Source organism: Bacillus paramycoides, assembly GCF_038971285.1.
GTDB lineage: Bacteria > Bacillota > Bacilli > Bacillales > Bacillaceae_G > Bacillus_A.
Genome location: NZ_CP152427.1, coordinates 2,026,361 through 2,040,676 on the forward strand (window position 1 = coordinate 2,026,361; position 14,316 = coordinate 2,040,676).

The following is a 14,316-nucleotide window of genomic DNA, read 5'->3' on the forward strand; positions in this document are numbered from 1 at the left end:
AAAATAGTGTACTGTTCCCCAGAGAGCCGGTATGTTGCTGAAAGCCGGTGTGCAGACGTTATTTGAAAATCATCTCCGAGGAGCCGAGGCTGAAAGCGAGTAAGCCCGGACGGATGTCTACCGTTACAAAGAACACGTATGATAGTACGTTGCTAAGTGCTATTAGCGAAGAGCTAATAGAATTAGGGTGGTAACGCGGTTAAACCCGTCCCTACTTCATAGGGATGGGTTTTTTGTGTGCTTTAAAATATTCAAAGGAGTGATTGTAGATGAAGAAAGTAGATGTAAAAGAGTCAGCTGTAGGGAGAGAAACACGTATTCGTAAGCAGTGGAACGAACAAAACATTTTTGAACAATCAATTCAGAATCGAGAAGGCGCACAGTCTTTCGTATTTTATGAAGGACCTCCAACAGCGAATGGATTACCACACGTCGGGCACGCACTTGGACGGACAATTAAAGATGTAGTAGCAAGATATAAAACGATGGCTGGTTATAAAGTGCTAAGAAAAGCGGGATGGGATACACACGGTTTACCTGTAGAATTAGGTGTTGAGAAGCAACTCGGTATTTCTGGTAAATATGAAATCGAAGAGTATGGAATTGAGCCATTTATTAAGAAGTGTAAAGAGAGTGTATTCACATACGAGAAGCAGTGGCGTGAATTCACTGAAAGTATCGGTTATTGGGTAGATATGGATGATCCATACGTTACGTTAAAGAATCCATATATCGAAAGTGTATGGCATATTTTAGGGACGATTCATGAAAAAGGATTATTGTATAAAGGGCATAGAGTTTCACCATATTGCCCAAGTTGTCAAACTTCACTAAGTTCACATGAGGTTGCACAAGGGTATAAAACAGTAAAAGATTTAAGTGCAACAGTTAAGTTTAAAGTAAAAGATAGTGAAAATGAATATTTCCTAGGTTGGACAACAACACCTTGGACACTTCCAGCAAATGTTGCACTCGCTGTACATCCAAATATGGAATACGTTAAAGCGAAACAAGAAGGTCATGTATACATTGTTGCGAAAGAACGTGTGCAAGATGTATTAAAAGAAAACTATGAAGTACTATCTGTTCATAAAGGAGAAGAATTAATAAATACTTCTTATACAGCACCATTTCCAATGAAAGAAGTTACAAATGGTTACCGTGTAATCGGAGCAGATTTCGTAACTGCAGATAGTGGTACAGGACTTGTTCATATCGCTCCAGCATATGGGGAAGACGATTATAGAGTTGTTCAAAGTGAAGGATTGTCATTCTTACATGTTGTAGATGAGAAAGGTGAGTATACAGAAGCAGTACCATTTTTGAAAGGTAAATTTGTAAAAGATAGTGACGTAGATATCGTTCGTTATTTAGCGAAGGAAGGTTTACTATACCATAAAGAAAAGTATGAACATAGCTACCCACATTGCTGGCGTTGTGATTCACCGCTTCTTTATTATGCAGGAGAGAGTTGGTTAATCCGAACGACTGCAATTAAGGAAACATTTTTACAAAATAACGATACTGTTACTTGGTATCCAGATCATATGAAACATGGACGCTTTGGTAAGTTTTTAGAAAATATGGTGGACTGGAATATTAGCCGAAATAGATATTGGGGAACACCATTAAACGTATGGGAATGTGAAAGATGTGATCATCAATTCGCACCGAAAAGCATTGCTGATTTAAGAAAGCATAGTACGAAAGAAACACCAGAAGATTTAGAATTGCATAAGCCGTATGTAGATGAAGTGCAAGTTTGCTGCGAAAAATGCGGAAGTACAATGAATCGTACACCAGAAGTAATTGATGTTTGGTTTGATAGTGGTTCCATGCCATTTGCGCAATATCATTATCCGTTTGAAAATAAAGAGTTATTTGAAGAACAGTTTCCAGCAGATGTAATTGCAGAAGGAATTGATCAAACACGCGGCTGGTTTTATAGTTTATTAGCTGTATCAGCACTATATACAGGAAAAGTACCGTATAAACGAGTGTTATCACTAGGGCATGTTCTAGATGAGGAAGGACAGAAAATGTCTAAAAGTAAAGGGAATGCACTAGATCCAGTTGATTTAGTAGAGAAGTTTGGTGCAGATGCTCTAAGATGGGCTCTACTCGTTGACAGTGCTCCGTGGAATGCAAAGCGTTTTTCTGAAAGAACAGTACTGGAAGCAAAATCTAAATTTGTAGATACGTTAGTCAATGTGTATAGCTTCTACGTTTTATATGCAAATTTAGATGAGTATAATCCGAACGAAACGTATGATGTAAAGCAGACGAAATTAGATGAATGGGTATTATCAAGATTGCATAGCACAACGAAAAAAGTGAGAACAGCGCTTGATGATTATCAATTTACGAATGCAGCTCGTGAAATCGCGGCGCTTGTAGATGAAGTAAGTAACTGGTACGTAAGACGATCACGTAATCGTTTCTGGGAATCTGGTATGAATGCTGAAAAAGCAGCTGCATATGAGACACTTCATGAAGTGCTTGTAACAATTAGTAAACTAATTGCACCATTTACACCGTTTGTCGCTGAAGATATTCATTTGAATTTAACTGGAAGTAGCGTTCATTTAGAGGATTATCCAGTTGTAAATGAATCACTACTTCAGCCGAAATTAGAAGCGGAAATGGATGCAGTTTTACAAGTTGTTGAACTTGGAAGAAGTAACCGTAATCAGCATTCTTTAAAAGTAAAACAGCCGTTAGCAGAACTTGTATTACTAGCACATAATGAAAATGATATGGATTGGGAATCTTATCGTGATATCGTCATGGATGAGTTGAATGTAAAAGCGTTCCATGTTGAACTTGATGAAACGAAATATACGTCCTATCAATTAAAGCTGAATTTTAAAACAGCTGGGCCGAAGTTTGGTAAAAGTGTGAATGCAGTAAATGGCTGGTTAAAACAACTGTCACAAGAAGAAGTACAAAACTTTGTATCTACAGGAAGAGCAGTTTACGAAGCTACATCAGGAGAAGAAGTAGTGGTAACAGCTGAAGATGTAGTAGTAGAGAAAGTTGCAAAATCAGGATTTTCTAATACGACTAACGGACAATATACAGTTATGTTAGATACAAATGTAACGGAAGAATTGTTACAAGAAGGAGTAGCACGTGAATTCATTCGAGCAGTTCAAGAATATCGTAAACAACTAAATTTACCAGTTAATTTACGAGTAGATGTTATTCTTGATACAGAAGAAGAACTAAAGCGAACATTAATCAATCATAAAGAGTTGTTGGCAGAAAATTTACTCGTTAAGCAATTTACATTTAGTCATTTAACGAATGAAGACGATGAACTATCTTTAGGTGAGACAAAAGTCCGCATTAAATTAAGTTCAGCTAATTAAAGAAAAGGAAGTTGGAATAATTCCAACTTCCTTTTTGTATGATGAAAATTTATTTCTAAAGTATTGTTTTCACTTTACACATAAATATTGAGAAAATTTCACTCCCCCTAAATGGAAAGGTAATAGAATTGTTCGTAGAGAATTACTCGTAGATTCAATTTTTATCCCCCCATTTTGTGGGGAATGATTGCCTAGTGGTAATGGGATAAGGTTGAGCTACTTTATTAGGGGGAGTGGTTCTATGTTTAATAAAAAAATGGTGGCAATGGCAATGACTGTGCCGTTAGTAATGGGGACGATTACTACAGTTTCGGCATTGGAAAAACAACAGCAAGTAAAGCTAGAGACCTATTCACCGCAGAAAAAAGCAACTGAATATTTAAAAGAAAATGCTTCGCAGTATGGATTAAAATCAGACCTTTCAGACTTACAATATATTTCTACAACAGAAACGTCAGTAGCTTCATATGTTAGGTTCCAACAAGTTGTTAATGGTGCACCTGTATTTTCAAAACAAATTACAGTTACTCTTAACGGAGAGGAAAAAGGAGTACTTGCTGTTTCTGATTATCAATCCGTTAAAGGTGTGAAGGAAGTATCGACAAAAATTAGTGAAAAAGATGCAATACAAAAATCAATGGCGTATGTTGGAGAAGCAAGTGAGCAAAACTTATGGGCTCCTACAGAGAAAGAATTCGGATATATTGTGGAAGAAGGAATTGCTCGTCCAGTATATAAAGTTGTAGTCCATTCTAATAACCCGTTTGGTGCATGGGAAACATTTATTGATGCTGAAAACGGAAAGTTAATTAAAAAGGTTGATATAAACCGAAAAGCAGAAGGATCAGGAAAAGTATTTTTACCTAACCCTGTCGTATCAAGCGGGAGTTTAGCAGGATTAAAAGATAATAATGATGCAGATTCAACAGCTCTAACGAACCAATTGAAGACTGTTACGTTAAAAGGTTTAGACGGAACAGGATTTTTAATTGGAGAGTATGTAACGATTTCTTCAAAAGCGAAAACGAAATCTACGAATTTACAATTTAACTATACACGTGCAAATGATAGCTTTGAGGACGTGATGTCGTATTATCATATCGACACATTACAACGTTACATTCAAAGTCTAGGGTTTAAAAATATTAATAATCGCTCCATTAAAGTAAATGTGAATGGAACGACAGCTGATAACTCATTTTACTCTCCGACAACGAAAGCTTTAACTTTCGGTACTGGTGGAGTAGATGATGCAGAAGATGCTGGTATTATCGCACATGAGTATGGGCATTCGATTCAAGATAATCAAGTACCCGGTTTTGGTAGTTCAGCAGAAGGTGGAGCGATGGGAGAAGGATTTGGCGACTTCTTAGGTGCGACATATGAAGATGCAGTATCGACAACAGGGTACGGAAAAGCATGTGTTGGAGAGTGGGATGCGACTGCTTATTCTAGTTCAGATCCGACGTGCTTACGCCGATTAGATACGAATAAAGTGTATCCGAAAGATATTACAAATGAGGTACATGATGATGGTGAAATTTGGGCACAAGGTCAATATGAAATGGCACAAGCTTTTGGACGAGATGTAGCAACGAAAATTATTTTACAATCGCACTGGTCATTAACACCAAATTCTAAATTCAGTGATGGAGCAAAAGCGATTAAGCAAGCGGATGCTCTTTTATATGGCGGACAACATGCTGCTGATATCGATCGTATTTGGGCAGCGAGAGGAATTAGTACGAATTAATATAAAAAGTCGTGGCATTTATAAGCCACGACTTTTTAATTTGCTTATGAACTGGTACTAGTAAAGTAAGCAAAATGAATGGTGGTGTGAATTTATCCCGCATTTAACGGGCAGTAAGACCCCCACCTCAAAATTCAGCGAAAGCAAAGAAGTTAGGTGGGGGATCAACAAAACCCCCACTGATTAAAGTTTCACTTTATATGCATTTGTTTATTTTTTCTCGTCTTTAAAAACAAAATGCTCTTTAAATTTCCTAGACTCAACTTTTTGACCGTTTCTCATTGAGCGGAAAGGGTGTTCTTGCCAAGTAATAATTACATCAACTTCATCTGCTTTTGTAGCAACTGGAAAATTAGCATGTTCAAATCCAGTTTTTCCACTTGCTAAGCGACTTTCCTTTCGTGAGAAAAGTTCATATTTCGTTTTCGTTTTTGGCTCGTTGCGGAATACTTCGACTTGTACGTTATATACCTCACTGTTGCCAACATTTTTTACAGAAAATTGATATGTTTGAAATTCATCTTTTTTAGCTTGAAGCTTATTTTTATCTATGTTCTTCGGTTCATCAATATTCACTTGCCATTGATTAGAGTTTTGGGAGATTGGTAAAGATTTTGGTGAATAGGCGTACGTTTCATTCACTACAATTAGGCATAACAAAAGAAGGAAGAAACTAATTGCTTTTTTCATAAGAACACCTCGCTACAAATTTTTTATTAATATGCGTAAATGAAATGGAAAATATGTAATAAAATGGAAGGTGTCGATACTTTGATTCAAATGAATTTGAAAAAACTTGAAGAGGTAGTAGATGGAGAAGGGTTACAAGAATCGTTTCATCATATGGAGATACATGGTATCTGCATAGATTCTAAAAGCATTAATGAAAGCTGCAATTGAAACGTTACAGAAATTAAACACCTATAAGAAAAAAATGATAGTAATTGGGGATATGTTGGAGTTAGGGAAGGAAGCTGAAACATATCATAGAGAAATTGGTAAAATGTTAAATGAAGAGAGCATTCAATATGTATTTACTTATGGAGAGTTAGCTAAAATTGTAGCGGAAGAAGCAAGCAAGAAATATGATACAGGAAAAGTACAGTCATTTAATAATAAAGCCAAGATAGCAGAGGAAGTATTAAAAGTTATAACGGAAAATGATGTTGTACTATTAAAAGGCTCACGTGGTATGGCTTTAGAGGAGATTGTACAAAATTGGATATGAAAAATGAAAATATATGTAAAAAGGCTTGCGTTTTATAAAATAAGGAGATAGAATACTCTGTAAATATAAAAAGTGATGATCAGGAAAAGTACATGATGCAAAGGTCTACAGAGAGCAATCGATTGCTGAGAAGATTGCGATACCGCATGATGGAAAGACACCTGTGAGTGTTGCTTTGACCGTGATAATTAGTAAAAGCAAACGGTACCTACCGTTATCAGGGCTAAGATGGTCATTATGACAATTTGGGTGGTACCGCGGAAAAATCCGTCCCTATTTATAGGGGCGGATTTTTGTATTCTTTGAAAGGAGGTGAGTGACCGTGGATGATGACGATGACAACAACAATAACGTAAATAACTATAAATTTACTGGAGGGAAATGTAATGAAGCGTTCACTCACAAAAGAATGTACAAAGCAAAGCGGAAAAGTTGTATTACTTCAAGGATGGGTAAAAAAGATTCGTCATCTAGGTAATGTTAGTTTTTTATTAATAAGAGATCGCTCAGGAGTTATGCAATGTGTATTAGAAAATGAGTTAGCTGGATATAAGGTAGATGTGGAAAGTGTCGTTCAAGTAGTAGGCGAAATAGTAGAGACTTCGAAAACAGAATTAGGAGTTGAAGTACTTGCTCACGAAGTGAAAATATTAAATGGCGCAGAACCACTTCCGTTTGAAATAAATAAAAAGAGATTGCAAGTGGGCTTAGATCAACTATTGAATGAGCGGGTATTATCATTAAGACATGAGCGAATCGCGTCGATATTTAAAGTGAAATCTACACTCGTTCAGAGCTTTAGTGAATTTCTAATAGAGAACGATTTCACGCGTATATTTACTCCGAAAATTGTTTCGCAAGGGGCAGAAGGAGGAGCGAATGTTTTTAAGCTTCCATACTTTCAAAAAGAAGCTTATTTAGCACAATCGCCACAGTTTTATAAACAGATGATGGTAGCTGGCGGGCTAGAACGTGTTTTTGAAATTGCACCTGTTTACAGAGCAGAGCATCATAATTCTTCCCGTCATTTGAATGAATATATATCGTTAGACGTAGAACTTGGATTTATTCATGATTTTCATGAAGTGATGCAATTAGAAACAGATGTTTTACGATATATGTTTCAACAAGTAGCAAAAAAATGTGAAAAAGAACTACAACTATTACAAATAGAAGTACCTGTTATTACAGAAATACCGAAAATTACATTGTTACAAGCGCAAGAAATTTTGAAAAGTAAGTACCAGAAAGAATCGCCAATTGGGGATTTAGATACAGAAGGTGAAAAGCTACTAGGGAAATATGTGAAGGCAACATATAAGAGCGAGTTTGTTTTCATTACACATTATCCGAAAGAAGCTAGGCCGATGTATACGATGCCGAATAAAGAGAATCCATCTATTACTGATTCATTCGACTTACTATATAAAGGATTAGAAATAACTTCAGGGGCACAGCGAATTCATGATTACGAAATGTTACTTGCTTCTTTTAAAGAAAAAGGATTACATCCAGATACATTTCAATCTTATTTAAATACATTCCGATACGGTTGTCCCCCGCACGGTGGTTTTGGAATTGGATTAGAGAGAGTTGTATACAAACTATTAGAATTAACAAATGTACGAGAGGCGAGTGCTTTTCCGAGAGATTGTACGCGTCTTATACCGTAAGAATAAACCCCTTCTATGTGTAGAAGGGGTTTATTCCTTTTAACACATGTTAAAAGGAATAATTTTTTGTGTGAAAATATGTAAATTATATTAAGAACATTTTATAATGAATTGAGAAAAAGAAAATTCATAAGTTATAATGAAATATGAATATAAAAAAAGTTCATATAATAATGTATGGAAGGGTATGAAACATGTTATATCAAACTCAAGCAACACAACAAACACCAGCTTATATAATTTATCTTCTTGATGTAAGCGCATCAATGAACCAAATGATGGATGCAGGCGGAGAAGAAAAAAGAAGAATTGATATTGTAACGGATGCTCTTTCTTTAGCGATTCGCCAAATGGTATTTCGTTCAACAAAAGGTAGTCGCCTGCTTCCAAGGTATAAGTTATCTATTTTAGCCTATAGCGATCATGTTTTTGATTTATTGGGCGGTGTGAAAACAATAGATGAGGTAGCAAGACTGCGCCCATTAGAAAAAATTCAAACGCATCGTTTAACTGATACAGCAAAAGCTTTCTCTGTAGTGGAGAAGTTATTGCAAAAGGAATTACCAAATTTACAAGATGGGCCAGCTCCTGTTGTTTGTCATATGACAGATGGGGCATCAACTGGTGAAGATCCAGAATTAATTGTACGAAGAATTATGAATATGTCTGTACCTGATGGAAACGTACTAATTGAAAATATTTTTATTTCAGATGAAATTATGCAAGAACAAATTTCTAATATAAAGAAGTGGGAAGGGATTATGCCAAATACAGAGATTACAGATGAATATGGTGCAAAGTTGCAAAGACTTTCATCGCCTATCCCTCAAAGCTATCGTGAGATGATGACGGAACATGGGTTTCATATTGCAGATGGTGCTGTGATGATGTTTCCTGGGACAAATGCGGACTTAGTATCACTTGGATTTCAAATGTCTGCTGCAACGCCGGTTCGATAGGAGGAGGGAGTAAGGTGAAATATACCCTATCGCAAAAGGAAGAAACGGTATTGCAAGAAAAGGAAACGAAACATTTTACTTATAGATATAGTTATGTAAGAGCAAAAGAAACGCAGGATTTAAACGAGAGTGGACAAGACTTTCTAGTATTTCTAGATAATGGAACTAGTTTCGTATTTGCCTTATGTGATGGTGTAGGGCTATCTTTTCATGGTGAAATTGCTGCGAAATTTCTTGGTATGAAGTTAGTAAACTTGTTTGATACATGTCAAGAAAGTGGACTGGATATTGCTACATTATTAAATGAACAGTTAAATAATTGGATAGAAGAAGCTTCAGAGGAAGTGAGTGCATTTCGATTGCCAGAAGAAACACCGTGGTTACTACGCGATGTTTTGGAAGAAAAGCGAAAAAAAGGTAGTGAAACGATGTTTATTGGCGGGAAAATAGAACTCATTCCAAATCAAGATAAAGTACAAATAACGATAGTTACACATGGCGATTCATTTGTACAATTGTTTCAAGATAAGGAGAATTGTTCGAATATAATGAAGTTTAATAGAAATATAGAGAAAAGATGGTCTACACAGCGAGGCATTATTGGTGGGGAATTGGCGGTTTTTTCAAAGGCATTATCTAGGCAAGAAGCTAATCGGATAGTTATTCACTCAGACGGACTTGTGTCGCTTAAGCAGTATAACTTTGAGGAAGTGTTAAAAGAAATTGAGAGGGCACAGAACTCTCCGACAAGCGATGATATTTCATTTTTAGATGTTTCTTGGTAACAAACATGATGGAAAAAAGGTGAATAAATGTGGAAGAGATTATTGTGACATACATAAAACAGTCAAATGAAGAAATTGATATTGCAATTCCAAATGACGTAAAAGTGGTGCGAATTATTGAAGCGATTTTACATCATGAAAAAATAGATGAAGCATTAAGCGGAATCTATGAAATTAGAGTGGCAAAAGATAAAGAAGAGTGGCATTCTATTCGAAATGATGAAACGTTGCGCGATAATGATGTGTGGGATGGACAATATGTAATGCTACATAAAAAAGGAGCAATTATCCCTTCTTTTGAAATGATGCCAGCAGAAGAAGTTTATAATGAACCTGTTAAACAAGATATGTCTTCTAGTGAAGAAGATTATGTATGGAAAATCATTGAGTAATAGTTTTTGGATGGGGAAGGAGAAATGTTTTGTGCAAAAATCACCGTATTTTCAACGCTCTCCGCGTGTGAAAGTAGATATACCGACAGGGGATGTTATTATTCATGATCCACCGAATATACCGGAGGAGCCGAAGTTTTCAATTGAAACAATGTTACTGCCTGCAATGATGACAGTTTTAACATTGGTATTATATTTTGTAATGATGAAATTTATGAAGATGAATTCAAGTTATATGCCATTAATGATGGTTTCAAGTATTCCGATGTTGGGATCATATATAATTACAACGATGGGACATTTCCGTAAAAAGAAAGAACATCGTCAAATGGTTGAACAATTACAAACAAGATATTTAGAGCAAATTCAAAAGCATCGAGTGGAATTAGATACGTTAAAGGTTGAACAAGCAAAATATTTAATTACACAAAATCCAAGCCCATTAAAAAGCGTACAAAGAATTGAAAATCGGGAAAGTAATTTATGGGAGAGAACACCTGAAAGTCCAGACTTTTTAGATATTCGTATTGGTACAGGAGAAAGACCATTTCTTGTAGAATTGAAGGTGCCTGAACAGAAAGGTTATGAAGAAAATCCATTAGTTACGGAAGCGCAAAATGTGAAAAGGGATTTCAATACGATACCAAATGGACACATCTCCATTTCTTTGAAAAAAAACGATGTAATTGGTGTAGTTGGAAATAAAGAAGATAGACTAAACTTTATTCGAATTGTAACGACGCAAATTATGACGCATCATGCACCAAATGAAGTAAAAATAGCAGCATTTTATCATGAGAAAGAGAAAAAGCAGTGGGATTGGATGAGGTGGCTTCCTCACGTATGGGATGAACAGAGAAGTATGCGCTTTTTATCTGAAAATCAACAAGATGCACAGAAACTAGCTGAAGTACTATTTACCCCACTTAACATGCGTAGAATCTATAATTCTTCTGCGCAAGCGGATGCAAAAGTTCCTTTAATTCCGATGTATGTCTTTTTCTTATCAGCGAGAGAATTTTTAGAAGATGATCCTTTAACTCCAATGTTACTTAGAGAAGGTGAAAGTGTAGGAGCTTCTACATTTATTTTTGCGGAACAAAAGGAACGGTTACCGATGGAATGTGATCTTGTAATAAGTTTAAATGGAGAAAATGGTGAGTTAGTAGAAACGTTTTCAAGTTCAGCTGAAAATAGTGGGACAACGCGTGCTAGTTTTAAAGTAGATCGACTTTCATTCGAACGATGTGAACTAGGAGCGCGAAGCATTGCTCCAATTCGAATGAAAAGTTCTACAGCAGCCAACATTCCGAAAGTATTAACATTTTTAGATTTGTTTCAAGCTAAAAATATGGAAGAGTTACAAGTGCTAGAGAGATGGAAAGAAAATCGATACCCGACTTCATTGCCGGTTCCAATTGGTGTAAGAGAAGGAAGTAAACCTGTTTTTCTAAATATTCACGATAAAATAGAGAAAAAAGGGCATGGTCCGCACGGTCTAATGGCTGGTACAACTGGATCAGGAAAAAGTGAAGTAATTCAGTCTATAATAGCCGCGTTAGCGGCAACCTATCATCCTCATGAGATGGCATTTATGCTTATCGACTATAAAGGTGGTGGAATGTCAAACACATTTGCGGGATTACCGCATATTATTGCATCGATTACGAATTTAGAAGATCCAAACTTAATTGAGCGTGCCAGAATTTCATTAAAGGCAGAATTAGAGCGTAGACAAAAATTATTCATTCAGGCTGGAAATGTTCAGCATCTAGATGAATATTATGAAACAAGCTGGCGTGAAAGAGAACCTTTACCACATTTATTTATTGTTATTGATGAGTTTGCTCAAATGAAAAAGGAACAACCAGAATTTATGGACGAGCTAATTAGTGTCGCTGCAATAGGAAGGACATTAGGAGTTCATTTATTATTAGCAACTCAAAAACCTTCGGGGGTTGTAAATGACAAGATTTGGAGTAACTCGCGTTTTCGAATTTGTTTACGTGTCCAAGATGATGCAGATAGTCGTGAAATGTTAAAGATTCCAGATGCCTCTAAAATCAATGTACCAGGACGAGGGTATCTCCAAGTTGGTAGCAATGAAGTATTGGAATTATTCCAATCAGCATGGAGCGGAGCACCTTATAATCCAGATGAAGAGAAAGTTCTTGATATTGTTGATTTTACAGAAGTTAAGCTCTCGGGTGAAAGAATAAAAGTGAAAAAGCGTCCAAAACCAATGACAAATAGTCCAAAACAACTACAAGCTTTTATTCAATATGTACAGAGCGTATCAGAAAAAGAAAATATTAAAGCATTACCAGGACCTTGGCTGGATCCATTACCGGAAAAATTATTGTTAAAAGAATTTTATGCTATGGAAGATTGGACAATTGCTGAGTGGAATAAATCAAAAGAATATTTACAAGTAACAGTAGGATTAATTGATGATGTTGCAAATCAAGCTCAATTTCCTCTGAAGTTAGATTTACAAGAAGGGCATTTAAATATTTATGGTATGCCAGGTACAGGAAAAACGACGATGTTGCAAACAATTATTATGTCTCTAGCTGTATCTCATACACCAGCAGAAGTGAATTTCTATATTATTGATTTTGGTCGAATGTTCTTAGATTTTAGAGATTTACCTCATATTGGCGGGATTATACAAGAAGGCGAAAATGAGAAAATGAAACGTCTATTCGGATTTTTAAAGAAGGAAATCACGCATAGAAAAGAGGGCTTTTCTAATATCGGTGCAAAGTCATTCTCTATGTATAACCGAATGGTAGAAAAGAAAATACCAGCAGTAGTAGTAATGGTAGATGGTTATATAAGATTCAAAAATGAATTCGAGAAAGAAAATGAAGTATTAGAATTATTATTGCGTGAATCAAGTACATACGGAGTATATTTCTATTTTTCTCTGAATCAAACAATAGATATGTTCGATCGTGTTCGTAATAATATACCGATGGCACTTACATTTGAATTGCAAGATGGGACAGAATATCATAACTTAGTTGGCAGACCTAAATTCCCATTAATTGAAGTTCCTGTTGGCCGTGGATTAATGAAAGGGCAACCGCCGGAATTATTCCAAGCAGCATTGCCGTTTATTGGGGAAAGTGAACTTGAATACTCTCAACAATTAAAAACAATTATTCAAAAAATGAATGGAGAATGGAATGGTGAAAAAGCAAAAGAGATTCCAATGGTACCTAAAGAAATATTTGTAGAACATATGATTGAAAAATTAGAAAGAGCTCATATTTCAGCAGGTATAGAAACAGAGGATATTCGTTTGCAAAGTTTTTCTTTAGATGAAATGAGTCATATATTTATTGGGGGAAGAATAGAAGGCGGAAAAACATCGCTATTACAAACACTTCTATTCACTACTACATACCAATACTCTCCTGAAAAGGTTGAGCTATACTTAGTAGACCTTGGTGAAAGACCTACAGGCTTATTAGCTCTTGGAGATTTACCTCATGTGAAGAAGAAAGTTACAGATGGTATGCAATTAAAAGAAATGTTAGATGAATTGTTAGAGCTAATAAATAATAGAGAACCAATAATGCCTTCTATAGATCCAAACGCAACAGTGGAGATTCCATATAGGAGAATAATCATTGCGATTGATGATATCGATCAAATGTTAACTATATTATCTACTGATTATGAGGCGAAAAATAAAATGGAACTAATAGTCCAAAACTGTAAAAATAAAGGGATTCACTTTATGACAGCTGCTACTACGTCTAGCTTAAATAGCTATTCTCATGAAAAATGGTTTGCGGAAATTAGAAAGAGAAGTATTGGATATTTATTGGGAACGACACAAAATAACGATGTGTATTTCTTTAATATGAAACTGCCACATACTGAAATGGATCAAGAATTATTAAGTGGGGATGGATATTGTATACGTAGAAAGCCAATAAAAATAAAATGTGCATATACACCATTACATTTACTTCGCACGATGACAGATAAAATTAGTGTAAAATGGTCTGAATTAAAAGTGAAATAATATTCAAATAGGGTTAAATTACTATAAAATAGAATATTTTTGTAATTTAACCCTTTAAAAATTGTATGAATATAGTTTATAATCTAATTGTTGTATCATTTATGATTTGAAAGGGG

The 14,316-nt window shown here is 35.6% G+C and carries 8 protein-coding genes, 1 pseudogene and 2 other annotated features (1 of these 11 running past the window's edge); of the genes and pseudogenes, 8 read left to right on the forward strand and 1 reads right to left on the reverse strand.

The features are described from left to right. Nucleotides 1-216: a binding site (T-box leader), on the forward strand; it begins 24 nt to the left of the window's first position. Nucleotides 217-269: 53 nt separating this feature from the next. Together ileS and AAG068_RS10550 are read left to right on the forward strand one after the other, a co-directional pair. Further along, nucleotides 270-3,371 carry an isoleucine--tRNA ligase gene (ileS, locus tag AAG068_RS10545; protein WP_342719230.1) on the forward strand — a complete coding sequence of 1,034 codons (3,102 nt, stop codon included), beginning with the start codon at nucleotides 270-272 and terminating at the stop codon, nucleotides 3,369-3,371. Nucleotides 3,372-3,612: 241 nt separating this feature from the next. Continuing rightward, the gene (locus tag AAG068_RS10550) at nucleotides 3,613-5,124 is read left to right on the forward strand and encodes a M36 family metallopeptidase (RefSeq protein ID WP_342719231.1); all 1,512 of its coding nucleotides are present in this window, start codon (nucleotides 3,613-3,615) and stop codon (nucleotides 5,122-5,124) included. A gap of 210 nt (nucleotides 5,125-5,334) precedes the next feature. On the opposite strand, the gene AAG068_RS10555 is transcribed toward AAG068_RS10550, so the two are convergent. Further along, nucleotides 5,335-5,814 carry a hypothetical protein gene (locus AAG068_RS10555; RefSeq protein WP_342719232.1) on the reverse strand — a complete coding sequence of 160 codons (480 nt, stop codon included), beginning with the start codon at nucleotides 5,812-5,814 and terminating at the stop codon, nucleotides 5,335-5,337. 193 nt (nucleotides 5,815-6,007) lie between these two features. On the opposite strand from AAG068_RS10555, the pseudogene AAG068_RS10560 reads away from it, so the two are divergent. From AAG068_RS10560 to essC, 6 genes and pseudogenes are all read left to right on the forward strand, one after another. Further along, nucleotides 6,008-6,352 (forward strand): annotated as a pseudogene (locus AAG068_RS10560) (glutamate ligase domain-containing protein); the annotation flags it as partial. A 66-nt stretch (nucleotides 6,353-6,418) separates the two neighbouring features. After that, nucleotides 6,419-6,630 (forward strand) — a binding site (T-box leader). A gap of 108 nt (nucleotides 6,631-6,738) precedes the next feature. Beyond that, nucleotides 6,739-8,025: an aspartate--tRNA(Asn) ligase gene (aspS, locus tag AAG068_RS10565; RefSeq protein WP_342719233.1), complete on the forward strand. Its 1,287-nt coding sequence runs from the start codon at nucleotides 6,739-6,741 to the stop codon at nucleotides 8,023-8,025. A 194-nt stretch (nucleotides 8,026-8,219) separates the two neighbouring features. Beyond that, a complete protein-coding gene (locus AAG068_RS10570) occupies nucleotides 8,220-8,984 on the forward strand; it encodes a vWA domain-containing protein (protein ID WP_044792564.1) in 765 nt (254 codons plus the stop codon). Between the two features lie 14 nt (nucleotides 8,985-8,998). Continuing rightward, the gene (locus AAG068_RS10575) at nucleotides 8,999-9,769 is read left to right on the forward strand and encodes a hypothetical protein (RefSeq protein ID WP_342719234.1); all 771 of its coding nucleotides are present in this window, start codon (nucleotides 8,999-9,001) and stop codon (nucleotides 9,767-9,769) included. A gap of 29 nt (nucleotides 9,770-9,798) precedes the next feature. Then, nucleotides 9,799-10,161 carry an EsaB/YukD family protein gene (locus AAG068_RS10580; RefSeq protein ID WP_342719235.1) on the forward strand — a complete coding sequence of 121 codons (363 nt, stop codon included), beginning with the start codon at nucleotides 9,799-9,801 and terminating at the stop codon, nucleotides 10,159-10,161. 31 nt (nucleotides 10,162-10,192) lie between these two features. Continuing rightward, nucleotides 10,193-14,200, forward strand: a complete 4,008-nt coding sequence (gene essC, locus AAG068_RS10585; protein ID WP_342719236.1) for a type VII secretion protein EssC — start codon at nucleotides 10,193-10,195, stop codon at nucleotides 14,198-14,200. The last annotated feature ends 116 nt before the right edge of the window (nucleotides 14,201-14,316 follow it).

What these genes read in the sequence shown, in the direction of transcription:
- ileS (WP_342719230.1), top strand. Translation starts at nt 270, where the DNA reads ATGAAGAAAGTAGATGTAAAAGAGTCAGCTGTAGGGAGAGAAACACGT.
- AAG068_RS10550 (WP_342719231.1), top strand. Translation starts at nt 3,613, where the DNA reads ATGTTTAATAAAAAAATGGTGGCAATGGCAATGACTGTGCCGTTAGTA.
- AAG068_RS10555 (WP_342719232.1), bottom strand. Translation starts at nt 5,814, where the DNA reads ATGAAAAAAGCAATTAGTTTCTTCCTTCTTTTGTTATGCCTAATTGTA.
- aspS (WP_342719233.1), top strand. Translation starts at nt 6,739, where the DNA reads ATGAAGCGTTCACTCACAAAAGAATGTACAAAGCAAAGCGGAAAAGTT.
- AAG068_RS10570 (WP_044792564.1), top strand. Translation starts at nt 8,220, where the DNA reads ATGTTATATCAAACTCAAGCAACACAACAAACACCAGCTTATATAATT.